Source organism: Sphingopyxis sp., assembly GCF_050725655.1.
In the GTDB taxonomy this organism is placed as follows: domain Bacteria; phylum Pseudomonadota; class Alphaproteobacteria; order Sphingomonadales; family Sphingomonadaceae; genus Sphingopyxis.
Genome location: NZ_JBOHHT010000112.1, coordinates 59,334 through 84,417, shown reverse-complemented (window position 1 = coordinate 84,417; position 25,084 = coordinate 59,334). Strand labels below are relative to the sequence as shown.

General features: G+C 61.7%; 21 protein-coding genes, 2 tRNA genes and 1 pseudogene. 15 read left to right on the top strand and 9 right to left on the bottom strand.

What is annotated here, in order from left to right; genetic code table 11:
• Nucleotides 1–149: 149 nt before the first annotated feature.
• The 4 genes from ACREBX_RS17235 to ACREBX_RS17220 are packed head-to-tail and all read right to left on the bottom strand — an operon-like array spanning nt 150 to nt 5,299.
• Nucleotides 150–1,745, bottom strand: coding sequence for an O-antigen ligase family protein (locus ACREBX_RS17235; RefSeq protein ID WP_431562964.1), 1,596 nt, complete (start codon nt 1,743–1,745; stop codon nt 150–152).
• Complete coding sequence (locus ACREBX_RS17230) at nt 1,745–3,457, bottom strand: hypothetical protein (RefSeq protein WP_431562963.1); 1,713 nt, start codon at nt 3,455–3,457, stop codon at nt 1,745–1,747. Before ACREBX_RS17230 ends, ACREBX_RS17235 begins: the two co-directional genes overlap by 1 nt.
• Nucleotides 3,423–4,541, bottom strand: a complete 1,119-nt coding sequence (locus tag ACREBX_RS17225) for a hypothetical protein (protein WP_431562962.1) — start codon at nt 4,539–4,541, stop codon at nt 3,423–3,425. The genes ACREBX_RS17230 and ACREBX_RS17225 overlap by 35 nt, the downstream gene beginning before the upstream one ends.
• A gap of 35 nt (nt 4,542–4,576) precedes the next feature.
• Nucleotides 4,577–5,299 (bottom strand): WecB/TagA/CpsF family glycosyltransferase, encoded by a 723-nt coding sequence (locus ACREBX_RS17220; RefSeq protein WP_431562961.1) that lies wholly within the window; start codon nt 5,297–5,299, stop codon nt 4,577–4,579.
• Nucleotides 5,300–5,642: 343 nt separating this feature from the next.
• On the opposite strand from ACREBX_RS17220, the gene ACREBX_RS17215 reads away from it, so the two are divergent.
• From ACREBX_RS17215 to ACREBX_RS17195, 5 genes are all read left to right on the top strand, one after another.
• Nucleotides 5,643–6,311: a polysaccharide biosynthesis/export family protein gene (locus ACREBX_RS17215; RefSeq protein WP_431562960.1), complete on the top strand. Its 669-nt coding sequence runs from the start codon at nt 5,643–5,645 to the stop codon at nt 6,309–6,311.
• A complete protein-coding gene (locus ACREBX_RS17210) occupies nt 6,292–7,464 on the top strand; it encodes a hypothetical protein (RefSeq protein ID WP_431562959.1) in 1,173 nt (390 codons plus the stop codon). The genes ACREBX_RS17215 and ACREBX_RS17210 overlap by 20 nt, the downstream gene beginning before the upstream one ends.
• Nucleotides 7,461–8,960: a GumC family protein gene (locus ACREBX_RS17205; protein ID WP_431562958.1), complete on the top strand. Its 1,500-nt coding sequence runs from the start codon at nt 7,461–7,463 to the stop codon at nt 8,958–8,960. The genes ACREBX_RS17210 and ACREBX_RS17205 overlap by 4 nt, the downstream gene beginning before the upstream one ends.
• Complete coding sequence (locus tag ACREBX_RS17200) at nt 8,950–9,765, top strand: tyrosine-protein kinase family protein (protein WP_431562957.1); 816 nt, start codon at nt 8,950–8,952, stop codon at nt 9,763–9,765. Before ACREBX_RS17205 ends, ACREBX_RS17200 begins: the two co-directional genes overlap by 11 nt.
• Before the next feature lie 102 nt (nt 9,766–9,867).
• A complete protein-coding gene (locus ACREBX_RS17195; protein ID WP_431562956.1) occupies nt 9,868–10,833 on the top strand; it encodes a hypothetical protein in 966 nt (321 codons plus the stop codon).
• Nucleotides 10,834–10,891: 58 nt separating this feature from the next.
• Here ACREBX_RS17195 and ACREBX_RS17190 read toward each other — a convergent pair whose 3' ends face one another.
• Nucleotides 10,892–12,139 (bottom strand): glycosyltransferase family 4 protein, encoded by a 1,248-nt coding sequence (locus ACREBX_RS17190; RefSeq protein WP_431562955.1) that lies wholly within the window; start codon nt 12,137–12,139, stop codon nt 10,892–10,894.
• 333 nt (nt 12,140–12,472) lie between these two features.
• On the opposite strand from ACREBX_RS17190, the gene ACREBX_RS17185 reads away from it, so the two are divergent.
• From ACREBX_RS17185 to ACREBX_RS17175, 3 genes are read left to right on the top strand one after another with little or no spacing between them, the layout of a single operon-like run.
• Nucleotides 12,473–13,765 (top strand): cell wall hydrolase, encoded by a 1,293-nt coding sequence (locus ACREBX_RS17185; RefSeq protein ID WP_431562954.1) that lies wholly within the window; start codon nt 12,473–12,475, stop codon nt 13,763–13,765.
• Between the two features lie 51 nt (nt 13,766–13,816).
• Nucleotides 13,817–15,199, top strand: a complete 1,383-nt coding sequence (locus tag ACREBX_RS17180; protein ID WP_431562953.1) for a sugar transferase — start codon at nt 13,817–13,819, stop codon at nt 15,197–15,199.
• Nucleotides 15,200–15,242: 43 nt separating this feature from the next.
• Complete coding sequence (locus ACREBX_RS17175) at nt 15,243–15,509, top strand: dTDP-4-dehydrorhamnose 3,5-epimerase family protein (protein ID WP_431562952.1); 267 nt, start codon at nt 15,243–15,245, stop codon at nt 15,507–15,509.
• A gap of 143 nt (nt 15,510–15,652) precedes the next feature.
• Here ACREBX_RS17175 and thyA read toward each other — a convergent pair whose 3' ends face one another.
• On the bottom strand, nt 15,653–16,549 hold the full coding sequence (gene thyA, locus ACREBX_RS17170) for a thymidylate synthase (RefSeq protein ID WP_431562951.1): 897 nt from the start codon (nt 16,547–16,549) through the stop codon (nt 15,653–15,655).
• Between the two features lie 203 nt (nt 16,550–16,752).
• Nucleotides 16,753–17,183 (bottom strand): annotated as a pseudogene (locus ACREBX_RS17165) (thymidylate synthase); the annotation flags it as partial.
• Nucleotides 17,184–17,367: 184 nt separating this feature from the next.
• On the opposite strand from ACREBX_RS17165, the gene ACREBX_RS17160 reads away from it, so the two are divergent.
• Together ACREBX_RS17160 and ACREBX_RS17155 are read left to right on the top strand one after the other, a co-directional pair.
• On the top strand, nt 17,368–17,796 hold the full coding sequence (locus ACREBX_RS17160; RefSeq protein ID WP_431562950.1) for a JAB domain-containing protein: 429 nt from the start codon (nt 17,368–17,370) through the stop codon (nt 17,794–17,796).
• A gap of 268 nt (nt 17,797–18,064) precedes the next feature.
• Nucleotides 18,065–18,141, top strand: a tRNA-Pro gene (locus ACREBX_RS17155).
• A 182-nt stretch (nt 18,142–18,323) separates the two neighbouring features.
• Here ACREBX_RS17155 and ACREBX_RS17150 read toward each other — a convergent pair.
• Nucleotides 18,324–19,199, bottom strand: coding sequence for an N-formylglutamate amidohydrolase (locus ACREBX_RS17150; RefSeq protein WP_431562949.1), 876 nt, complete (start codon nt 19,197–19,199; stop codon nt 18,324–18,326).
• 142 nt (nt 19,200–19,341) lie between these two features.
• Here ACREBX_RS17150 and cpdR point away from each other — a divergent pair, with 142 nt between their 5' ends.
• Together cpdR and ACREBX_RS17140 are read left to right on the top strand one after the other, a co-directional pair.
• On the top strand, nt 19,342–19,719 hold the full coding sequence (gene cpdR / locus ACREBX_RS17145) for a cell cycle two-component system response regulator CpdR (protein WP_039580339.1): 378 nt from the start codon (nt 19,342–19,344) through the stop codon (nt 19,717–19,719).
• Nucleotides 19,720–19,790: 71 nt separating this feature from the next.
• Nucleotides 19,791–19,865, top strand: a tRNA-Val gene (locus tag ACREBX_RS17140).
• A gap of 54 nt (nt 19,866–19,919) precedes the next feature.
• On the opposite strand, the gene ACREBX_RS17135 is transcribed toward ACREBX_RS17140, so the two are convergent.
• Nucleotides 19,920–20,711, bottom strand: coding sequence for an SDR family oxidoreductase (locus ACREBX_RS17135; protein ID WP_431562948.1), 792 nt, complete (start codon nt 20,709–20,711; stop codon nt 19,920–19,922).
• Nucleotides 20,712–20,817: 106 nt separating this feature from the next.
• Between ACREBX_RS17135 and ACREBX_RS17130 the strand changes: the two genes are divergently transcribed.
• The 3 genes from ACREBX_RS17130 (at nt 20,818) to ACREBX_RS17120 (ending at nt 25,059) form a co-directional block, all read left to right on the top strand.
• Nucleotides 20,818–21,687: an alpha/beta fold hydrolase gene (locus ACREBX_RS17130; RefSeq protein ID WP_431562947.1), complete on the top strand. Its 870-nt coding sequence runs from the start codon at nt 20,818–20,820 to the stop codon at nt 21,685–21,687.
• A 46-nt stretch (nt 21,688–21,733) separates the two neighbouring features.
• Entirely contained in the window at nt 21,734–22,459 is a 726-nt protein-coding gene (locus ACREBX_RS17125) for an energy transducer TonB (RefSeq protein WP_431562946.1), read from the top strand.
• 119 nt (nt 22,460–22,578) lie between these two features.
• Nucleotides 22,579–25,059, top strand: coding sequence for a TonB-dependent receptor (locus ACREBX_RS17120; protein WP_431562945.1), 2,481 nt, complete (start codon nt 22,579–22,581; stop codon nt 25,057–25,059).
• Nucleotides 25,060–25,084 lie beyond the last annotated feature (25 nt).

Below are 25,084 nucleotides of genomic sequence, written 5' to 3'. Positions count from 1 at the left end.
CGGTGCTCACGTACCAGATGTACGCTGCGCTCCGGGTCACGGAAAACCACCATTTTCGACTCACCCTGAGCTGAATGCCGATTGGTCCTAATAGTCGAAGGGGGGTTACGCGGCGCGCGTCGGCGTTTGGAGCGCCAGACCGGATCGACCTAATCCGACAGAAGCGGCGCCAAGCCAGACGTGCGAGCTAGCGGCGCTGGCTTCTCCTGCGGCTCCGCCGGAAGCAACACAAGATCGGGTTTGCGCTGCAATCTAAGGAAGGCTGCGGCGAAACCGAACAACGCGAACTGATAGAAGGCCGGTCGCGTCATTCCGAAGGAAGTGAAAAATAACATCTCCATGATCATCAGCAGAACGCCGAAGACAAAGACGCCCGCCTCCACGTCCCGCTTCTTTGGCCCGCGAAACCGGCCGGCGCGATGGATGCCGATAAGGAAATGGACGAACGGTCCGAGGAAGATGACAAGGCCGACCAGACCGCCAATCAGCATGATCCAGATATACGCGTTGACGAAGTCGATGATGCCTTCACCCTGCACCAGATCAAGAAGCCGAGGTTGTAATTCCTGCATGGACTGGCCCAGGATCGGGTGGTTTGCGAACTCTTCCAATCCCCGGTTGAGCAACAGTCGGCGGTAATCCGATGATGCGCTCGATCCGCCGGAAAACCCGAGCATTTCCGACAGGTAGGGAGAGAATTGCGCGGCCAGAAACAGGCAGGAAATCGCACCGCCCGCCAGAAAAACCTTTCGTCCAAATTGGGCATAGTGACCGCGCAAAATATCCGCTGCGGCAATTGCAATGCAGGCGCCGACCCAAGCGCCACGCGACTGCGGCATGATTAGTCCGACCACAGCGACAGCCATCAATAACATGTACGTGCTACGGTTGCGGAAATAGTCACGCGACAGGTATAGCGCCAGCGTACACATCGCCAGAACCATGGCCACGGACGTCGGCTCTACAAATGGACCACCGGCGCGGATCATCCCCGCCCTGACCTTCACCAAAAGCAACGTCGGCAATTCAAAGGCGCGGTAAAGTTCATGATAGATCGGCCATGCCTTCCAAACCTCGAAGACCAGAAGTGCGGCGATGACAACACCGCCCGCGCTTAGCCAGAGCATGGAAGCTCGTAGCTCGTCACTGCTGCGCAGGCCTCGGCTGACGATGTAATATGGCAAGGCAAGATCGAGCGACGTTTCCGCGAGCGCGCGGAAATGGTGAGAAATGCTCGTGTCGCGCGCGATCGCCAGGCTGATCATCAACACCACGGAAAGGACAATGATGTCCCATTCGATGCGGCATTTGGCCTTGTCTGGGCGCACAAAGATAGCCGCCGCCGCGCCAAGCGCCAGCGCATCGTGGACGCTGAACTCGACCAGCTTGAGCGAACCAATCGAAATCGTGTCGTCCAGACCGGGTAGCAGCAGCAAGCTGAACAGATAGACCGGGACGATCAGGCTGAAGCGCCCGGCTGCGAGCGGCACCCACAAGCACATGCCGATGAACAATAGCGGCAGAGTGGGGACAGACCACGCCAGCACCGGCATCGCCACCGCGATCACCAGCATTGGCATCTCGATCGGCTTGCGAATGTCCTTCCTGAGGCAGAATAGGAACAGGCAGATCGCCATCGCGCTGACCGTTCCAACGAACAAGCTGGGCTTGATGACGTAATAGCCGCCCGTCGCAATCCGGAAGAGCAAGGCGAGCCCCGTCAGGATTATGATCGGCAATGGCATCAGCGGTCTCTCGCCTGAAATTGTTTCACCGCACGCAGTTTCGGCGTCTGGTCCAGCGGCTGTCCGGCATATTCTTTCAGTCCCCATGAACCATAGTCAGCGATCGGCGCGGTGGACGCGTAGAGCGTCAAGGTACTGCGAGCGCGCCTATCCCATTCCGCAAGATAGCGCTCGTAAACACCGGCCATGCGCGGATCCCGCTGTATCGCACGGGCCAGCACAAGATCGGATGTCACGAGATGCTGACCACCCTCATAGGCAATGAATCGCTTCCCGTGCTTCGCGGCGATCGCCCTGTTTTCGTCAACGAACTTCATCGTGTGTTCGATCGCATCGGGCATCGCTGCGAAGATCCGGTCGAGGTCGCCGCTTCCATACCCTTTGAGGTCGAACCAGATGTAGGGCGCCGTGGCCAGAGCATCGACCCAGCGCACAGTATCGGCATCCTCGAGAATCATGTTGGCCAGGTCCGAATAGGCGTGCTGGCTCGCCGCGACCCGGACCAGCCGTTCCGGACTGTCGGCATAAACCTCCGTCCAGATCTTCATCGCCGCGCGCACCTTCTGGGCATAGCGGATCATCTGCGCCCGCTTCGCATCGCCATTGCCGAGCTTCATCATCATGCCTTCGCGCTGCGCCTGTTGCGCTGCATCGAACATGTCGTTCCACACTTCGTTGCCCAGTTCGACATAGACGGTTCGCTCCGGATCGAGCTTCTTGCGAACCAGCAGCGCGAATTCACGAATATATCGTTCGTCCGCCTTGTAAGGCATGAGGAACCATGGGTCGGTTTTGGTCCGGTTGGCGAGGTCGATCATATCCTCGATCGACGCGCCGGCAGGTGTGACCTGGCTCGAATTTTCCTGCGTGGCCCGGTCGGCCCAGCTTACCGCGGCGTTGTCGTTGATCCGCTGCCAATCGAGGAAGCGGACGACCTTGAAGTCCTGAACGAACTTCAAAAATGCGGGATGGAACCGCTCGCTGCGAGGAAAAGCGATGTCGCGGCAATCGATGTCGCGGACCGGGTTCGCCGCGTCCGTGCCAACCAGTTCGATCCAGCCGCCCTCATCGGCGGCGCCGGTCGGTGAAAGATCGAGCATCAGCCAGCCTTCGCCGCTCGATTGAATGCGTGCCACGCCGCCAGCCGTGATTTCTCCGTGCCCGCGATATTCGCAGCGGACCTGTACGGCCCGGAATGGCGCAGGCGGCAACATCAGCGGCCTTGGCGCCGTCTGCCCGGGCTTGAGTTCGCGCACCCAGCCGTTTCGATCCAGCTGCTCCTTCGGCATCAGCGTCCAGCCCTCTCCGCGCGACGAGAACCATTCGCTCTGGGTAACGAGGTTCAGATAGACTTGATCACGGTTGAAGTTGGCCAGTCCGAACAGGTTGATGCCCAATTCCGTCCGCGCATCGGACGGCGGCGGGGGCGCCTTCGCCTGCCCCGCTGAGTCTGCCTTGCCCACGACCGAGAAAAAGGCCGCAGCCGCCATCACGGCAGCCAGGATGAATGCCCCCAGTCTCAACGATCGACTTTCCCATAAGCTGGGCGAGCGAATGTCCGCGTCCGAACGCGCCATGATTTCGACCTCCGGCTGTGCACTGCATCTACTAAACGAGCGAACGGATACCGGGATGGCGCCCGCGGCCTCAAGACGAGCGATCGGCACATCGGACCGGTCATTCGAGGTCGCCCGCTCGAAACGGGTTTTCAAGGCTGTCTCCGCGCAAGAGGCGTGGCCATTCGATGGAGAAACGCGCCCATTTATAATAGGCGCGCAACCGCCCGTCCGCTTCGCGCCACTTGGCGTCGCGAACATAGGACAGATAGATGCCGGCGAATTCTTCCGCGAGATATTGCGAACAATTGATCGGAACTCGCACCTGTTCGCGTCGCCACTGCGTCATAAAACGGTCCGCGAAGAGTTGCAGTTCGGTTGCCAGCTGGGGATCGAGATCGGACGTCCAAGGATCGGCGGGCAGGCTGCCGTAAAGGGCGATGTAGGTTATTAGCGCGATATAATAATTTCCGAGCTTGGTCAGATGAACATCATCCGTGAAAAGCCGCTCCATCGTCGCGCGAGGGGTCGAAGCGCCGAGCCCTTTCAGGCCGGCTTCGGGCACAGCCTGTTTTACGAGGGCTGCGAGGGCTGGCGCCGCCGGAATCAGGCGAACCGGCCGTGTCCGCCCTTTCGCCGCCAGACGCGCATTTATCTGCATCGCTGTGCATTGCCAGGTTTTGATCGCGGCGTGTTCGTATGCGACCCAGCGTGTCGGATCGTCCAGATCGTCGACGTTCAGCCAAGCCGCGTACAGATAGGTCTGACCATCGGAATTCGCGCCGAAAAAGCGCGCCTCATAGTCGAGGACATGGCCGATAGTGTCGTTCCAGATCAAGCTCTCCAGAAGCGTATGCACTTCATTGAGGATCAAGGTGTCGTAGGGCGCCTCGCCGGAGCGTGGCTCGAATTCGTCCAGCACGTCGATCGGCCGGCGATCGCGATCGGTCCCTTGACGATAGCCGCTCCACGCTTCCGAACCGTCGCCCTGTGTTCGTCGGCGCAGCGATGACCCTTCCAGATGCTGCATATTCCATTCCAGCGGATTCCCTGCCCCTTCCGCCAGAGCCGCCAGAAAATCGGGGAATGGCCGATCGGTCAGGCTGTGGCCCGAAATGAACAACTTGCGCGGGCTATAATCTGCGGAGCCATAGACCGCCGAGAAGACGTCCGTCGCGGCGGGAAGCCCCTTGTCAGCCATACACCCACCCAGGCCGACCGCCGACAGCGCCGCGAGCACGCGCCAGCCTGATCCTTTCAGCGCGCCTCCCCACGTCACTGGTCAGCACCGCGTTTCCAGTTCCGTGCGATCTGGAAGATGCCGGGACCTTCATACAAATATCTCCGCCACATGCGCGCAGGGTTGGAGGCAAGCCTGTGGAGCCATTCCATTGCCAGCATCTGCATGAACAAAGGCGCGCGCTTTTGCTCACCGGTCAGGAAATCAAGACTCGCCCCGACGCAGAACCCGATGCCGCGACCGGCGCCGGTCTGCTTCACGCGATAGGCAATGATCTCTTGTTGTGGAGAGCCCACCGCAAGGAAGGAATAACGTGCGCCAGTGTCGACGATGAACCGCACGGTCCGCATGACCTCGACCGGATCCTTGATGAAGCCCACCGGGGGATCATAATGGTGGACGTTCTGGAGGCCGTAGCGTTCGGAAAGCCGGGCGATCGTCGCTGCATGGCCGCCGACGATAGCGATCTTGTCGTGCGGCTGGATGGCATTGTCGAAAATCTGCCGCGTCAGATCGCTACCTGGAATGACCGGTAAAGCGACGCCGAGATTGCGAGCCAGAAGCGCGATGATTTTGCTGTCGCACAAGGTCGCCCACGCCGAACGGTAAGCCGGCCACAGGTCGGACCGGCGGCGTTGCAGTCGCACCACATGATCGACGTTCGGCGTCACCACATAGGCGAAGGGTGCATCGCCCCCCCTTGAGTCGATCGCTTTCAGAACGGAAGCCATGGTCAACCGCGTGAATGCGAGGTCCATAAAGACGTTCGCGCCCTGGTCCATAAGTTCGGACGATAGTGGCGATGCATGCGACGTTGCCAAAGCGGCGAACCTTCTGCGCTAGGGGTCACGGCCGCGCGCACCGGGATGCCCGCGAACCAAGCCGCATTATGCAGATATGACGCGCTAATTCTGCTAGGCGAATCCCCTTCCGATTATGCCCAATGGGTCGGGATCCCCACGCCAGCCCGGGAAGTCAGTCCCGCGGAAAAGGGCATCTGAATTATCCCACCCCCATAGGAAGGACCGCAATCATCGAATTTCGGGCGACAAGATAGAGAACTAGGATGTTCTCCACTCAATCGTTCCGGGAGTCGAAATCGTGTTCTCACCGCGCCGTGAAACCGCTGGCAGCCGCAGCAAGACTTTCGCCAAGTCTGCCTATGCAGCCGTCGCTTGCATAGGGGTGGCACTCCATGCCCAGGCAGCCGCCCAGCAGGCATCACCGGAACTGGACGCCATCGCCGGCGCCGTTCAGCAAAGCCAATACCTCGTCAATGCAGGCGATGACCTGGACATCTTCGTCTGGGGCGAAGAACGGATGCAGCGCCTCGTGCGCGTGCAACCGGACGGCACTTTCTCCTTCCCGCTGGCCGGAACCATACGGGCGCGCGACCGCAACGTAACCGATATCGCGGCCGAAATTCGCGAGCGCATCACGGTCAACTACCGGTCGTCCGTTCCGGATGTGACGGTGTCGGTTCGCGACGCGATCGGAATGCGCTTTTACGTGGTCGGCAAGGTCCGGACGCCGGGCAGCTATACCAGCGGAACCTCGGTGAACATCCTTCAGGCGCTGAGCATGGCAGGCGGCACTGCCGAATTCGCCGATATCAAAAATGCCGTGATCCTGCGCCAGACCCCGACCGGCCAGATCGTCGAGCCGGTCAAGCTATCGTCCGTCCTCAAAGGTGGACGTGCGATGAACGCCGGCGTGCTGAGCAACGCTCTTCCCATGCTGTTGAGCGGCGATGTCCTCGTCATTCCCTAACCGTTTTGTGGCCAGCTCACGCCTGATTGCGATCGGACTCCTTGCTCTCGTGCTTGCGTTTTTTCTCGCCGCGAAGAGCGATGCGCAAAACGTCGTCACGCTGGAATTTGATACAAATGTTCTTGTATCGGATAATCCTTTTCTGACGACCGAGAAGGAGCGCGCGACCGGAGCGGTCGAGCTCGTCGCACGGCCGCGTGCCGAGCTGAAGCTCGATCCGCGGACCGATCTCGATTTCACGGGAGAGGTCGGCTTTCGCCAATATTCCAGACGCTATGGCAATTTCGTAACCGGTCGGTCGGATTTGCAACTGCGCCATCGTCGCAACGAACATCTGACGGTCAGCGGACGGGCAACCTACGCGCGCGATCTCGTATCGGATTCGCTGACCGACAGTATCGATTTCGCTATCGACACCCGCAGCATACGCGAAGGTATCGATGCACGTACCTCCGTGGCGTGGAGCCCCAATGCAACCACCACCATCGTCGGTGACGGCGGCTGGCGGCGGTTGCGATATCCTGGTTCCACGCTGCTCGACACGACCAAAGCCTATGACTTCGGCCTCGCCGCCAACAAGCGATTGAGCGAAAAACTGACGGTGGGAGTTCAGGCAAACAGGACTTTAAGCCACGTCCTCGGCGGCGAGGATACGTCGCTAACATCGCTGAACGCAACCGCGGTCCGCCGTTTTTCAGCGCATTGGTATGGGGGTACGCAGTTGGGTATCGAATGGAGCAAGCTGTACGATCCCATCAGCATGACCCGAGAGGGCCGCGCACGATTTAATGGTGCGGCCCATCTTTGCTACGAACCCGAGCGGACCTCGGCCTGCCTGAGAAGCGCGATCGGCAGCGAGGTTAGCGGCCTCGGTGGACTCCAGCGCGAGTTTTCCGTCGGAGTCGACATCAGACACCGGATATCCGAGTTCGGCACCGTCAACGCCGAGGCGGACTACCGCCGCGCCCACCTACCCGGATATGATGCCTCCGCCCGCGTTTTTGCAAGTTCGGTCGGATATGAACATCGCATCCGTCGCAACGTCTATCTCACCCCCAGCGTCGCCTATCTGCAGCGCAACCGGCGAGCGGGAGAGAAAGCTGACGCATTCATCTTTCGGATCGGATTATCAATAAGAGGAGCACGCTCATGAGCGCGGATCAGGAAACCGAAGGTCTGGGCATCTACCCACGGGAGGTCATCGCTGCGCTCTATCGCAAGCGCCTCTGGGTGATCGTACCGGTCCTGCTGGGCCTGATGATCGCAGCGACGGCGATCCTGCTCCAAAAGGAACAATATCGATCGACCGCCACCCTTCTGATCGACTCCCAGCAGATCCCGACCACGGTCGTCGCCTCTCCGCTGGCCCATATTGCGAATGAGCGTATCGCCAAGATTCGCCAGCAGATCCTGAGCCGCGAGCGCCTTTCGGCGCTGGTAAAGGACAATGATCTGTTTCCCGATGAACGCCTGAATATGCCGATCGACGATGTGCTCGACCTGGTCCGCGAGTCGATCCAGGTCGATCTGGTGGGCGCCAATGAAGGGCAGCCTGGCGGTGGCGGTTCGACAATCGCTTTCACGCTTTCCTTCACCTATTTCGATCCCGCCAAGGCTCAGGCCGTAACCCGTCAATTGACGGACACCTTTCTGGTAGAGGACAAGCGGTTCCGCACCGAACAGGTCACCGGCACAGCGGCTTTCCTTGGTCGGCGCGCCGATGAACTCCGCCGCCAGCTCGCCAGTCTGGAAGACAAGCGGCGCGAAGTCGAAGCACGTTATACCGGCGCCCTGCCCGACCATGTGGCGATGAGCGCGCAATCGCATTCCGCCTTGCGCGCCGAGGTGTCGCGTATCGATGCGGAAACGCAGGGGCTTTCACAGCAGGCCAGCCTGCTCGCGGCGCGCGCCGACGAAGATACGCGCACCCCGCCGGGTATCGAGGCGCTGCGACGCGCCGAGGAGCGCCTGAGTCAACTCACGGCGGTCTATGCCGACGACTATCCGGAAGTGATCGCTGCCCGTGCGGCAGTGAGACAACAGCGCGCCGCACTGCGCCAGGAGCAGGCTACCCAAGGTTCCAGCGTGATACAGCGCGAGATCGCGGCCAGCAACGCCCGCAACAGAATGCTTTCGGTGCGCCGCGCCGAGCTGGTGCAGTCCATTGCAGAAATGGAACGCCGCACCGCGCAGGCACCGCAGGCTGCCTATGAATTGAACATGATCGAGCGGGAGTATGAGAATATCCGCCGGCAATATGAAGCCCTGCGCGAGAAGCAACTCGACGCGCAGGTTTCCGTAACGCTCCAGTCCGAAGACAAGGGCGAGCGTTTCTCGGTCGTCGATGAATCGAGCATGCCCCATCACCCGTTGGGCGCGCATCCCGCCGCAATCCTGCTGGCCGGCTTGTTCGCCGGATTGGTGATCGGTGTTGGTTCGATACTCGGCTACGAACTCTCGGCAGGCACCATCCACGGAGCCGAGACGCTGACCCGCCTGCTGGGCGCGCCACCGCTGACTGTCATTCCGCCAGCCAACGGTTCGCAACCCTATGCACGCTTCACTGCCTGGGTCGGCCAACTGAAGGCGCGCGCGCGCGCAAGCCATTGGGGCAGTTACTTTCAGAAAGCAGGACGCCATGCACGCTGAAGCTGAAACCGGAAAAATCGTTCCGCTGAACCCGCTCGCCGGTGATACGGCCGCTACGCCGGATCAAAAGCTGGGGCCCATACGGGATCATATGCTGGATCCCGAGTTGCTGCGCCGCAACCTGATGGTCGGCTTCGAGGCCACGAACAGCGAGGACGCCCATCCCTTCTCGGTCCTGAGATCCGAGTTGCTCAAGCATGTCCGATGCACCGGCAAGCGGGTTTTTGCGATCATGTCGGTCCAACCGGGCAACGGAAAGACCCATGTTTCCATCAATCTGGCAGCCGCCCTCGCCCGTATCCACCCGACCGTGCTGGTCGAGCTGGACCTGCGGCGCCCCTCGGTCGGCCAATATCTGGGCCTGCCGGGCTATCATGCGGGTATCGACGATTATCTTTTGGGAAATGCCGATCTTCAAGACACCGGCATCCAGATTCACGATACCGACCTGACGGTTCATCGTGTGCGCAATCCCAACCCCAATCCGGAGAACATGCTGTCCTCCAGCAAGCTGCTCGAATTGGCCGACACCATTCGCAATTTGGATAACCAGCCGATCTGTATCATCGACACGCCCCCGGCCGTGATTCACGATGACATCATGCTGATTGCTCCCGCCGTCGAGAGCATCATCATGGTCGTGCAGGAAGGGCGGACCTCCAAGCGCGCACTGACGAAAACGATCAAATCGCTCAGCCCGACGCCGGTGATCGGGACGGTGCTCAACATGTCCATATCGAGCCCGCCGCAGACGTCCGAATATGGCGACTATTTTCTGTTGGACACGGTGCACCAATCCGCATGATCCGCCCTGTCCGGCTTTGGACGAGCTGGCGTCGCCCTTCGGCGTGCGTCGGCTTTCCCATCTCTCTGCGTCTTTCCATTCCGCTTCCGTAAAGGTTCGAGAATGTTCCAAAAAGTGATCGCACGACGACGGCGCTGGCTGCAGGACCTTCCCGCGCGAACGGCACTGAAGCTCTTTAACCGACCGCGGGTGCGGATCATTCTGGGCCGCCGATATGGCGAGGCGCTGCACATCCATCAGCCGGCCCTGCCGCATCTTCCGGAAATGGACGCAAAAATCGTCGCGGCCCTCGAAAAGGATGGCATCTACGTCACGACAATCGAGGCGCTCGACCTCGCAAACGGCGATGCGGTGATGGGCGAAGCCCGCGCCTTGGCCGAAGGCTTCGCCGGCGAAGCGCACGAGCGGACGGCGAACGGCGAGGTATTTATAATCGTGCCGTCGAATCGCGTTGTTCGCTACCCAACAATCTATCTGCTCGGCCTGCAGGACCGGCTGCTGAATATCGCCGAAAACTACATCGGGCTGCCTCCCGCCTATGACGGCGTGACGATCAACTACACGGTCGCCGATGGCCGTGAGGTTGCCACCCGCAAATGGCATCGGGACAGGGAGGACCGGCGGATGCTCAAGGTCGCCGTTTATCTGCACGATGTCGACGAAAGCGCCGGACCGTTCCAGATGATCAAACGGCACGATAGGATGCAGAACGACCGGGACGGCTTCAACTATGAATTGGCCGACCATGCCAGGTTGGCGGAAAGGCTGGGGCCGTCCTATGCCGATGATGTCATCAGTTGCTGCGGCCCGGCCGGAACGGTGATCTTTACGGACACGGCGCGTTTTTTCCATCGTGGGAAACCCGCCACAGGGCGCGATCGAATGGCCATATTCTACAGCTATTTCGCCCAGAACCCGCGGCACCCTTTCCTCTGCGAAAGAACGGGAATGCAGCGCGGCGATGTCGTTCGCCTGACGACGCCCCTGCCGCAGCGACAGCAACGCGCGGCCTTGTGGCGTCAGCGTCTGTCGGTGGCGTTACGGTTGATCCCTTCGGCCACGGTTTGACAATCTTGCGGCGGCGATGGATCGCGTTACCCCGCTCCCGCCGGGGAAGCAGTCGACCCTAAAGGAAGGGCGCGAGCAGCCCGGCAAGATGACGTGCGTTGCTGTCCGGGTCATGCAGGGCAAGCACCCGCTCCCGGCCGACCTGCCCCATCGCACGGAGTTGCTCTTGCGGCGCATCGAGAACCGCCGTCATCGCCGCGGCCAATGCCTCGACGCAGCCTGCCGGCACCAGCCAGCCGTTGGCACGATCGACCAATTCCGGAATGCCCGCGATGGATGTCGCGATCACGGGACGGCCCAGCGCCAGCGCCTCCATCAGCACCACCGGCAAACCCTCGGCAAAACTGGGCAGAACCATCGCTCGCGATGCCGCAAGCGCGCCGCGAACATCTTCGGAGGAGCGCCATCCCAACAGGCGAACGCGGCCGGTCAATCTCAAACGCTCGATCTGCTCCTCCAGCACCGCCCGCCCCTCTCCGTCGCCGATCACGTCGATAACGAAATCATGGGTCTCGGCAACGCGGGCCGCCGCCGCGACCAGCAACGGCAAGCCTTTCTGAGCGCTCAGTCTTGCGACGCACGTGAGATGCCTCGTCGCCAGCCCGGCCGTATCTGCCGCACCGTCCCGCAGAAAATGCGGCGCCACCGCGCAGCGCACCACCCGTATGCGGTCCCAGTGCAGCGGAGACGACCAGCGCATGAGCTGGCTTCTGCCAAAGCTCGAAACTCCCGCGACAAAGGCCGCCTCGGCGATCTTGCCTGGAAGATCGAGCGCCAGCGGTGCGTCGAATTCATCCGGGCCGTGTGCCGTAAAGCTGTAGGTTATCGGTGAAAGCTGCGCAGCAAGACGCGCCACCGCCACCGGGTTTGTCCCGAAATGGACGTGGACATGGCGGATATTACTCCGCTCCATCCGTTCGGCCAGTGCTGCCGCCTCGGCGAAATAGGCCAGCGCGCGCACCGGACTTCCCGTGCCGCGCAGCGATCGTCGCAGGGTGCCCAGCGTCCGCCCGGGGCGTCTCAGGAAACTGCGCAGGACCGCTCCGGCCAGTTCGGCCCAATTTCCATCCAGCAACGGGGTGGTCCGTTCCGCCTCCATGCGGTCCTCTTCGTCGGCGAAGCTTCCCGGCGTTCGACGAATGGTAAAGCGGGAGACGTTCAGCCCCAGCCGCTCCAGCGCCGCGATTTCGGTACGAATGAAGCTGTGACTGATCTTGGGATAGACATTCACCAGATAGGCGACGCGGCCCGAAACCGGAACGGCAGGATCGCGTTCGCCCACGGCGGCAGGCAATCGAATCGCCAAGCCGTCCGCAAGCCCCGGCTGATCCCGGATTATGTCCCGATGTTCGCCCAGTTTCCCGTCCCCGCCATCCATTGAGCCATTGTGCCATTGTGCCTCAATTGGATCGACAACGGCATTCCCACTTCATCCCGGCAATTTATCACTCCCCTTTCCCCCCTATGAAGAATCCCGACCGGAAATCATCGGGGCAGATTCCAGCCTAGTTTTTGACGATAGGAATGACGCCCGGTGTGGCGCAGGCTTTGGGCAGAACCGGAGCCATTCCATGAATTTCCGTCGCTGCGCCCCTCCGATGCCACTCGCCCTATTTGGCCGGCGAGGCTGAGCCCTGTTGTGACGAGCCTTTCTCCTCCAGATCGGTCAGCGAACGGCGCCCGCAAGCTGTCCGATGAGCTGTGGCGAAAGACGACTGGTTCGTTGGCCAGCGGAAGGGGCGCGATCCTGCTGCTGCTCTGCTTTGCCCTGGCGATGACCGCCATCCTCGAGACGGTGCTGTCAGGCGACGACAAGCAAGGCTCGGTCTCGGCCGCCCCGCATATAAACCAGGTTCGGACCGGTCCCGCCGCCGGCGCCGCGCCAGCCAAGATGCCGGAGTTGCCCCCCGGCGCTGCGGCTACCCCCGACGCCGGCCCCGCGGCAGATATTGCCCGCAGTATCAACGCCAGCATAGCCTTCGTCCCGGATGGCCGGGTGCCGGCCGCGCCCGTCTTCTGGGCCGGCGGAACAGTCGATCGCGAACGCGCGACCGACTGCCTTGCCGCCGCGGGCATCTATGAAGCCGGGTCCGGCGCTGCAGATCAGCGCGCGGTAATACAGGTCATATTGAACCGTATGCGCCACAGCGCTTTTCCGCATTCGGTATGCGGCGTCGTCTTCCAGGGCGCGGAGCGAACCACCGGCTGCCAGTTCACCTTTACCTGCGACGGCGCCATGCTGCGCCGCAGCCCCTCGCCCGAGGCATGGCGACAGGCGCGCATGATTGCCATGGAAATGCTGACGGGCCGGGTCGAACCGGCAGTCGGCCTCGCCACCCACTATCACACCGACTGGGTCCATCCCGCCTGGAGCGGACGGTTGCAGAAGATCGCGGCGGTCTCGACTCACCTCTTCCTGCGCTGGCGCGGTAATTTTGGAGAACCGCGAGCCTTCTCCGCGCGCTATTCGGGATCGGAGCCCCTGATTGCCAAGATGGCGCTGTTGTCCGCCGCCCATCGCGATCTCAACCTGCCCGGCGATACGGCCATGCTTCCCGCGGCACAATTCGAACGGTCGGCCGTTGCGGTTCCCCGGCGGATGGAAAATACGCTCACGGCGACCCGGGAGGCGCTGCCCGATCAAGCGCGCGCGCCGGATGCCGATGTTTTCCTGATGACGCTGGACAGATCCAGTCCGGACGATTTCATCCGCCAAGCCCAGCAGGCATGCGCCGGGAAAGCGACCTGCCGGTTCCTGGGCTGGACCAGCCCGGCCCGCAAGGCGAGCCAGTTCCCCATTTCGGGCACGGCCATCGATGCCATGTCCTTCAGCTACATCAAGCAAGGGTCGGGCGACCCCGGCAAGGCGCGCTGGAATTGCGCGGAATTCCCGCGCGGCGATCGGGCCCAATGCCTTCGGCGCGGAGGGTGATCGCCCGATGAACCAATTTCACAACATTAAACCCGGGAAATCGGATCGGTCATGAACACGTTCGCTCATGACTTCCGCAATGCCGTCGTCGTTCATTTCCGGAGCAAGCCCTCCAAAGAGGTCGTGCGTTTACGCCTTATCACTATATTGGTCTTGATGGATATTGTGTCGATCCAGCTGGTTTTCATAGCGGTAAGCCTGCTCTTTGTCGGCACACCCATATTGCATGGTCTGGGCTTTGCGGGCGGGGCGATCATTCCGATCTTCCTGATCTGCGCTTTCATGGTTCGCGCATATTCGGGTCCCGAGATACTGAAGCCCAGCGCGTCGATCGGCGGCGTGTTGCTGGCATTGCTCATCAGCGCCACGGTTCTGGGGCTGGTCATCTTCTCGCTGGGCGTGGGGCCCCATGTGTCGCGTGTGGGCGTGGCGTTGACGTTCGCGCTTTCGGCGGTGCTGATGTCGATCATCCACTATTTCCACGCCAAATACACAAACCGGGCGCTGGGCGGCTCGCTCTATTCGATTATCGAACTGCACGACGGGGCGCTGCTCGGGGCCGACAGCGATCCGGCAATGGACGCCAACTTCTTTTTCGACCCCGTCTGCCCGTCCCCCGCCAGCTTCGATCGACTGGGCCACGTCATCGGCCGCGCGGACCGCGTCATCGTGCATTGCGCGACCCAACGCCGCGCGGCGTGGGCCGACGTCCTTCAGGGGATGAACGTCCACGCCGAATTCATGGCGAAGGAATGGAGCGACATCCGACCGCTGGGCATCGGCGAACATAATGGGAGCCGCACGGTCGTCGTTGCGCGTGGCCCGCTGAACTTGCATGACCGGATCATCAAGCGCGGTTTCGACGTGGCATTTTCCTCGGTCGCCCTCGTCCTCCTAGCTCCGGTGCTGCTGGTGGCGACGATTGCCATCAAGTTAGACACCCCCGGTCCGGTCTTTTTCATCCAGCCCAGGATCGGCCGGCAGAACCAGCTTTTCCGATTGATCAAGTTCCGCAGCATGCGGCAGGATTGCTGCGACAAGGCCGGCGCCCAATCGACGAGCCGCCAGGATCAGCGTGTCACCCGCATCGGCAACTTCATCCGGCGAACCAGCATCGACGAATTGCCACAGCTCATCAACATTCTGAAAGGCGATATGAGCGTTGTCGGCCCGCGCCCCCATGCAGTCAGCTCGACGGCGGAGGACCGGCTCTTCTGGGATATCGACAATCGCTACTGGCACCGCCACGCATGCCGCCCGGGCCTGACCGGCCTCGCGCAGATCCAGGGACTGCGTGGCGCCACGGGCTGCGTCAAGGATCTGATCGACCGGGTCGAGGCCGATCTGCAATATTTGCAATCATGGTCCTTCTGGAACGACATCAGGATCGTGTTTCAGACCTTCAAAGTGATCTGCCACACCAATTCCTTCTAAAGTTCTGAAATACAGCGAGTTAACTTGTTCAAGCGGATCATAAATGGAAATCTACGAACCAATTTCTGGACTTAAAGTCATAACGCCGGATCGCTTTGGAGATCACCGGGGGTTCTTTGGCGAGGTCTGGAATCTCAGGCGCTATGAAAAACTGGGAATCGATATTGAATATGTTCAAGATAATATTTCGTTCTCCGCGCAGGCCGGGACGGTTCGCGGCCTGCATTTTCAGGCTCCTCCCCACGCACAGGCTGGGACCAAACAACTAAGTTTCTCAGGGCATCAACCGACCGCTTTTAGTATCCGGTAATTCTGCGTCGTACAGTCGATATCAGGCACGAAGCGGACCCTGTTCTGGGCGTCATCGAACGGCCGGCTATCCACTCCATCGTAGCTATGAGGAGAAATGGGCTTGCGCGCACTTTCCGCGTTCTTGTTGCCCATGTTGTTTGATCAGACAGCTACTTCGCCATGGATTGACGGATGCGGATCGTATTCGGTCACTTCGAAATCTTCGATCCTATAGCCATCGATGGACGCAGGGTGTCGTGTTAGCCGCATGGCCGGAAACGGGCGAGGCTCCCGCGAGATCTGTTCACGAACTTGGTCGACGTGATTCAAATAAACGTGAGCATCGCCGACAACCCAAACGAGCTCGCCGGGCTTGAGGTTCGCCTGTTGTGCAAGGATCAATAGGAGAGCCGACGCAGCGACAAGGTTGAACGCGCCCCCTAAGAAGAGGTCACACGACCTCTGAAAAAGTAGGCAGTTTATCTCCCCGCGGGAGTTCACATGATACTGATAGACCATATGGCAGGGCGGCAGCGCCATTTTGTCCAATTCACCGACGTTCCATGCATGAAATAACATTCTCCGACTTGAAGGATTGTTTTTCAGCGTCTCAACCAGTCTGGTGATTTGATCATGCTCTCTTCCCTGCGCGTCGATCCAGCGCCGCCATTGCTTACCGTAAACTGGACCCAATTCACCCCATTGCTCCGCAAACTTTTCGTCCGCGACAATCCGAGATTCAAAATCGCTTTGAGAAATGTGATCGCCAGTTTCCTGCCGATAGCGCGCAAGCGGCCAATCGCTCCATATACGAACGTTCTGCAGCAGGAGTTCGCGAATGTTGGTGCCACCGGTAAGAAACCAGAGCATCTCCTTAACCGCCGTTTTCCAGTAAACGCGCTTGGTGGTGATGATCGGCACTTCACCACGACTGAGGTCAAACCTCAGCAATTCGCCGAACAAAGATTTCGTGCCAACGCCAGTTCGGTCGACGCGCTCGTCGCCCTTCTCGAGCACGCGCGCGAGAAGATCTAGAAATTGATACTCGGGATGACCCACTTGCTATTGTACCCTTCGAACCTGCCGCCGCCGCCTGGGGCGTCTCTCGAATTAGACATTAACCGCCGGTCAGTACCGCAACAAGTCACTCCCATAACATGTCATTCCCCTATCATAGCGCTATCCATAGTTCAAAGCGATCAACCTGCGCTTTCTCAGTGGCATGAGACGCCGCTTGGTGCCTCTATGCCGGAAAACCAAGGAAAACCCAGCCCAAGGTCGCACGAGCGCTGGAACAACAGGCCGCCATCGCTCCGCACATGGAACTGGTAGGTCATGTGGCATGGCGGCAGCGCCATGCGGTCGAGGCGGCGACGTTCCAGCCGGTAAAGATGTGCCGCCGCGACCCGGGATTGTTTTTCAGCGAATCGATCAGCGCCGCAATCTGGTTGTGCCCCTGCGGCCAGTCGGTCCAGATCTTCACGCCCTGTGAAACGAGCGACCGGATATTGGTATCGCCGGTCAGGAACCACAGCAGTTCGCGCAGGCCGGTCTTCCAATAGACGCGCTTGGTCGTGAGCAAAGGGATCGCGTCGTCTTTCAGCGAGAATCGCATCGTCTCGCCGAACAGCGAGCGCGTCCCCACGCCGGTGCGGTCGACCCGCTCGTCGCCCTCGACCCAGATGCGCCGCATCAGGTCGAGATATTGAAGTTCATAATGGATGGAATCAGGCAAGACTCGGTTCTTGGCTTTATCTCTTGGAGCTAGGCTTCGCGTCACGAGGGGACAAGGGATCTACATGGCCGGCGGCACAATGCCTCCGATGCGGGGCAGTCGGGCGTTGGGAATCGCGCTGCCTGAGCGCATGGGGACGGCGATGACCCTGTTCGAACCCCTCGGCAAAGCGCCGGACCCGTCGGCGCTGGCTGGCTTCGTGCCGTGCCAGCTTGAGGATGATGTCGCGCGCCTGTTGCTGCGCCCGATGTTCGATGACGAGCGAGAAACCCTGCTCCTCGCCGCGTTCGATGCCTTCGAACGCCTCGTTCGGCTCGAACGCGTCGATGGCGACAGCTCGGGCCGCTGCGTCATCCCGGCGCGCTCTTGGCGCAGGCTCGTGGACGGCAGTATTGCGGCGGTCGTCATGGCGCACAACCATCCCTCCGACACGCCTTGGCCGAGCGATGCCGACATCGGCGCGACGCACGACGCCGCGCTTTTCCTGCGGACCATGGGCATCGATCTGGTCGATCATCTGATTTTCGTTACGGGCGGTCATTTCAGTTTTCGAACTGCCGAAATGCTGTAGGGGCCAGAACCCATTTCGGCGTCCCTTCGGGATTTGACCGATTTTGCCCATGGCTGCGTCGGCAAGTCTTGGAATATTGACATATGCCTTCGCCTTGCCTCCTCGCCCTGAGCAAAATCGCTTCAAACCTCGAACGCGCATTTAATGGGTTCTGGCCCCAGTTCCGGCAATCATCTTCAATGTGCCGATTGGCGCTTGAAGTTCACAGATTGCGCGTCTAGAGGACCGCCCTGCCTTCGCGGCGACCCCGGTCGGCGCGCAGATCGGTCGGGGAGTAGCTCAGCCTGGTAGAGCACTGTCTTCGGGAGGCAGGGGCCGGAGGTTCGAATCCTCTCTCCCCGACCAATTTCTTGCATATTGCAGATTCTGCACCGTCTCTTCTTGTAAGTCGGTGCACAACATCCTAAATCTGGTCTACGCCGCCGTGGTTTTCCCCCTTTCCATCGCGGCGAGTGTCCCGTCATCACTGACGCGGACGCGTCCTCCCTGGACCCTGGCCACCTCGTACTTCGGTACGAGGTGGTTTTTTATTCAGCGGCTTGCGGGAATAGTTCAGCCGTGGGACGCGCTTGCCCCGCTTCGGCTACAAGATCCGAGAACCAGCGCGCCAGCCGCTCGATACGGGCCGCGTCAGGTAACCGATCCTGCGTCAGATAGAGGCTGCGGTCGATTTCGATCTGCACCGCGTGGATGGCCTCCGCCGGACGGCCGTGCGTCCGGATGATATGACCCCCGGCATAGGGCTGGTTGCGCGCGACAGGCTCGTTCAATCGCTCGGCCGACGTGACGGCCAGGTCGATCAACCAATCGCCCGCGGTTCCACCAAAACGATCGCCCACGATGATTCGCGCGCCATGCCCCGGCTGGCCCACCGGGATCGACGGCATTGAATGCAAGTCGATCAGGATCGCATGGCCATATTCATGGCGCGCTGCGGCCAATGCGTCGGCGAGGGCCGCGTGGTAGGGCCGATGGAAGGATTCGAGTCGCCACTCCAGCGCCGCGCCGTCGATCGGCCGCTTCCACAGCGGACCGCAATCGGCGAGCCGCGTCGGTACGACCCCAAGCCCCGCCCGTTCCTTGCGCCCCGGCGCGGAAAATTGCGCCCGCAGCGGCATGGCAACCTCGCCCGGCGCCATCTGCCCCTCGCCGCGATTGAGATCGGCGACGGCGCGCGCCCATAGGGCGTGGACGAACGTCGCGCCCGCATCGGCAGCGCCGGCCGCGATCAGGTCGCACCAGCTGTCTTCGAGCCGTTCGAGGGTCGGCCGGTCGACCCGCGCCGCGCTCAATATCTCGGGCGGATAGATGCGCCCCGCGTGCGGCACCGACACGACGACGGGCCCGCTCACCGCGGGCCGGTTGACAGCGATGGCGGCGCGCGGGATGGTGCGGGACGGCATGATGGATGGGTGGCAAAAAAAGCCGCCCGAATCCAGCCCCGCGCGTCAATTTGTTAAATCTCTGACGCTATGCAGGGGGCATGACAGAGGGGGCAGCCGACCGGAACCGGTTGCGCCGAAGGACCAGGGAACAGATTTCAACATGATTCGCATACTGCTGGCCGAAGACGATGACGTGATGCGCGAGTATCTCGCACGCGCGCTGACGAGCGCCGGCTATCACGTTACCGCGGTCGATCGCGGCACTGCCGCTGTCCCCTATATCGATTCGGGAACCTTCGACCTGCTGCTGTCGGATATCGTGATGCCCGAAATGGACGGGATCGAACTCGCCCAGCATACGGCCAAGGTCGCGCCGCAGACGCAGGTGATGTTCATCACCGGCTTTGCCGCGGTGTCCCTGCGTGCCGAAGAAAATGTGCCGCAGGCGAAGCTGCTGTCGAAACCCTTCCACCTCAAGGATCTGGTGCGCGAGGTCGACAATATGTTCGGTCGCAGCGATCGGTCCAGCCAACAATAACGACGCCGCCGCGCGCGAAGGGCTTGCCAAGTCGCGCGGAGGCATTTAGGGGGCGCGTCACCCCAAGGGATGGGCGTGTAGCTCAGTGGTAGAGCACTGTGTTGACATCGCAGGGGTCGCAAGTTCAATCCTTGCCACGCCCACCATTAAAAACGCCGCCACCCCAACGGGTTGGCGGCGTTTTTGCTTTCAGCGTCGACTCACGCCATCCCGCGCGCCAGATCGCCGCGCGATGCATCGCCGATCTGGCTGCCGCCGTCACAGTCGAGGATCGTGCCGGTGATATAGCCGGCCGCGGGAGAGCAGAGGAACACTGCCGATTCGGCGACCTCCTCAACCTTGCCCCAGCGTTTCATCGCGATCCGGTCGTAGTGCGTCTGCCGCGTTTCGGCATCGGGGGCGAGACGCTTCATCCCCTCGGTATCGGCGATCGGCCCCGGCGAGATGCCGTTCACCCGCACCTCGGGGCCCCATTCGAGCGCCAGCACGCGAATCAACTGGTTGATCCCGGCCTTGGCCGCACAGGCGTGCGCCTGCAGCGCGGAGGCATTGACCGCCTGCCCCGCAGTGATCGCGATCAGCGATGCTCCCGGGCGATTGAGCAAGTCGTGACACCCGCGGAACACGTTGAACGTCCCGTTCAGGTCGATGTCGACGACGGTGCGAAACGCATTCGCGGACATGCCGAGCGCCGGGGCGAGGAAATTGCCTGCCGCGCCCGAAATGACGATGTCGATCGGGCCAAGCTCGCCCGCGACGCGCTCCATCACGCCGCGGATCGCCGCATAGTCGCGCACGTCGCCCGACAGGCCGAGCGCGTCCTTGCCGATGTCAGCCGCCGCGCGCCCCGCCTTGTCGGGATCGCGCCCCGCCACCGCGACCCTGGCGCCGAGTTCGGCAAAACGCTTGGCGATGCCGAGGTTGATGCCGCTGGTGCCGCCGGCGACGAAGGCGGTCTTGCCGGCCAGCAGATTGTCCCGGAATGTCGTCATGCTACTCTCCCTTCGCTTACCTCTATGGGTCGATGGCACCGATCCGGGGTTGACGGATCGAAACCAGTCGCCTTTTGAAACTGGAACAGACAGCAAGGATGATCCGATGGCAAGTGCCGGCCCCACCTCGAACAGCTTCATCTCGCAGCGGCTGAAACTGCATTATGTCGACTGGGGCAATCGCGGCGCCCCGCCGCTGCTGCTTGTCCATGGCGGCCGCGACCACTGCCGCAACTGGGACTGGGTCGCCGAAAAGCTGCGTGACCGCTATCATATCATCGCGCCCGATCTGCGTGGCCATGGCGACAGCGCATGGTCGCCCGACGGCAACTACGCCATGGACACTTTTGTCTATGACCTCGCGCAGCTGATCCACCAGCTCGACCTCGGCCCGCTCTCGATCGTCGCGCATTCGATGGGAGGCAATATCGCGCTGCGCTATACCGGCCTCTATCCGGAGAATGTGAGCAAGCTCGTCGCGATCGAGGGGCTCGGCCCTTCGCCCAAGGTGATCGCCGAACGCGCGACGACGGGCTATGCCGAACGTTTTCGTAAATGGATCGACGACAAGCGCCAGGCGGCCGGGCGCACCCCGCGCCGCTACGCCACCCTTGAGGACGCGCTCGCGCGTATGATGGGCGAGAACAGCTATCTGACCGAGGCGCAGGCGCGCCACCTGACCATCCACGGCATCAGCCGCAACGAGGATGGCACATGGAGCTGGAAGTTCGACAATTACCTCAACGTCTGGCCCGCCTTCGACATGCCGCAGGATGACATCGCTGCATTATGGGGCGCCATCACCTGCCCCACCCTTTTGCTGTATGGCGCGAACAGCTGGGCCTCGAACCCCGAAAAGGATGGCCGCCTCCGGCATTTCAACATCGCGAAGGTGATCGAATTCGAGAATGCGGGTCACTGGCTGCATCACGACCAGTTCGACCGGTTCATGTCCACGCTAGACGAATTCCTCTAAACGGGTCGCCGGTTGTGCGCGGCGGCGCGCGATGAGAGGCGGCGCGATGGCCTATACGGGGCAGGTTTCGAGACGACAGAAGCTCGTGTCAGGCGGCGGCGCCCTGCTTGCCGTCGGCGCGGTGGGGCTTGGCCTCGCGAGCGGCCTCGATCTTAATGTCGTCCGCAAGGCCAGCGACGCGATCGCGGCGATCGCCCTCCCCGCCCCGCCGCCACCGCGCGAGGAGGTCGTGCCAGCGAAGGCGCCCGCCGAAAAGGCCAGCGGCAAGGCATCGGCTGCGAACAAGCATGCCAAGGCGGCGACAATCGCCGCGCCACCGCCCAAGCTGCCCCCCATCGCGCCGCCCATCACGGCCGCGCCGCGCCCAGGCGCCGGAAACGACGCATCGGCCGGCGCGACACCCAATCCAGGCCCCGGATCAGGCGCAGGCGGGCGCGGCGACGGGACGGGCGCCGGCGGCGTAGGCAGCGGAACCGGTGGCGGAACCAAGGCCGTCTGGCGCAGCGGCTCGATCCGCGACCGCGACTATCCGCGCGAGGCAAGCCGCGCGAAGACGGGCGGCGCGGTCGAAGTGCGCTTCACCATCGAAGCCAGCGGCCGCGTCAGCGGATGCCGCGTGACCCGGTCGAGCGGCGACGCCTCGCTCGACGGGACGACGTGCGAGCTGATCGAAGAGCGTTTCCGCTTCAAACCCGCGACCAACGCTGCCGGTGAACCGGTGGCAAGCCAATATGGCTGGCGGCAGAGCTGGTGGCTCGAACGCCGACACTAAGCGTTTTTCTCAATTGGTATCAATTGCGACAATATCGCGAATGATTCGCATTAGAGTTGACTTTGCAACCGACTCTCAATAGCGGCGCCCTCGACCAATCATAAAACAGGGGGTTTACCGTGAAGCCATCGACATCTGCCTCGTTCCTCGCGCTCTCCTGCGTCGGCAGTCTGATCAGCGCACCGGCATTCGCCGCCGACGCGAGCGAAGCGCAGGACGCGCCGGGCAGCCGCAGCGACATCGTCGTAAGCGGAACGCTCGCGAGCGAGGTGGAGTCACCCAAATCGACCGCCCCTCTCGTCGACACGCCACAGACGGTCACGGTCGTCTCGCAGGAACAGATCCGCCAGCAGAACCTGCTGACGCTGCGCGATGCGCTCACGACCATCCCCGGCATCACCTTCGGCGCGGGCGAGGGCGGCGGCGGTTATGGCGACTCGATCAACCTGCGCGGCTATTCGGCGAACAACGACCTGACCGTGGACGGCGTTCGCGACAGCGCGCAATACAGCCGCACCGACCCGTTCAACCTGCAGCAGATCGAAGTCTACAACGGCGCCAACTCGGTCTTCAACGGGTCGGGCAGCGTCGGCGGCACGATCAACCTCGTCAGCAAGATCCCCTTCGCGCGTAACGCGACGACGGTGCAGGCCGCGGTCGGCACCGACAATTATTATCGCGCTGCGGTCGACAGCAACTGGCGCGTCAACGACCTGATCGCGGTGCGCATCAACGCGATGTATCACGAGAATGATGTGCCCGGCCGCGACGTCGAAAACTTCAAGCGCTGGGGCGTCGCCCCGTCGATCACGATCGGCGTCGACAGCGACACCAGCCTGACGCTGGCCTATATTCACCAGGACGACGACAATACGCCGATCTATGGCGTCCCCTATTTCCTGGGCACCGTCATCGATGGCCCGCTGCCGGGCGTCGACGACAGCGACTATTTCGGCATCAGGAACCTCGACAAGCAGAAAACGAAGGTCGACCGCCTGACCGCGACCTTCCGCCACGCGTTCAACGACAATGTGTCGATCCGCAACCTGACCCGCTGGCAGCGGGTCGGTCAGTATAGCCAGACCAGCGCGCCGCAGGGTACTTTCTGCCTCGCCAACAACCGGCAGCCGGTCGGTTCCAGCGCCACCGCAACCACCGGCAATGCCTGCACAGTTTCGCTGACCAATGTGGTCGATTCCAACGGCGTGTTCCGGACCAGCGCCAATCCGCTATCCGTCACGGTCGCGCCGGGATTTTTCCAGCCCAACGGCCCGCGCGGACTGGTTCGCGATCAGGTCAACAACCTGATCCATAACCAGACCGACCTGACTTTGATCAGCGGCAGCAAAGGCGGAGTCCATAATACGCTCGTCGTCGGCGGCGCGATTGCTTTTGAAGATTACAGCATCACGACCGCGAGCCTCGCGCGCAATGCGCTGGGCCAAGCCGTCGTGTTGCCGCAGATCGACCTGTCCAATCCCGACACGGTCTATACCGGCCCGGTCAACTTCACCGTCACCGCGCGGTCGAAGGGCAAGAGCCGCAACCTCGCCATCTATGCGTTCGACACGCTCGAACTTGGAACGATGTTCGAACTGAATGCGGGCGTGCGTTACGAAAAGAATCGCGCAGAATTCCGTAACATTCCGCTTGCTACCTATCCGCCGGGTACGACGCCGCTGACCCCGCTTCAGCTGCCCACGCAGGTCAGCAACGAAGATCTTTTCTCTTATCGCGTCGGCGCGGTTTTCCATCCGATCCAGAATGTCAGCCTCTATGCGGCCTATGGCAATGCGAAGACTCCGTCGTCGGCCACGGTACGCCTTGGTTGCGGCACGGTCCCGGCGACCGGCGCTGCCGACCCTTGTGCGGTTGCACCGGAAAAGGCCCGCTCTTACGAGATCGGCGCCAAGGCCGAACTCGCCGACAAAAAGCTGCTGCTTACTGCAGCGCTGTTCCGCAACGAGCGCAGCAATTTCCGCACCCCTTCGAACGACCCCTCGCTGCCCAACTCGCTTCAGGTCCTCGACGGAGAATCGCGCGTCGACGGCGTTGCGCTGGGCGTGACCGGCAATGTCACCCCCGAATGGGCGATCTTCGCCAACTACACCTATCTCGACAGCACGGTGAAGCAGAGCGTCTCCGACTTCTGCTTGGCAACGCCGGGTGCGGCGGGCTGCCTCAACAATTCGGCCACCCCCGACCCGCAGCGCGGCGACCGTCTCATCCAGACGCCGAAGCACTCGGGCAGCCTGTTCACCACCTATGTCTTCCCGTTCGGGCTGCAGGTCGGTTACGGCCTGACCTATCAGGGCAAGTTCGCCACCAACCAGCGCAATCTGGCACAGCGCACGCAATTCATGGTCGATGACTATCTGATCCACCGCGCCTTCGTGTCGTATGACTTCAAAAATGGTCTGGTTGCGCAGGTCAACGTCAGCAATCTGACGAACGAAGATTATTACACCGGCGTTCGCAACAATGTCGGCGCCGCAACGATCTCCAACACCGGCGTGGTCGGCGGCGGCGCCGTCAGCGGCGGCTGGGCGACCCCCGGCGACGCACGCTCGGCAGTGTTCAGTCTCTTCTACAACTTCTGATCGGACGGGCGGGTACGCGATTGCC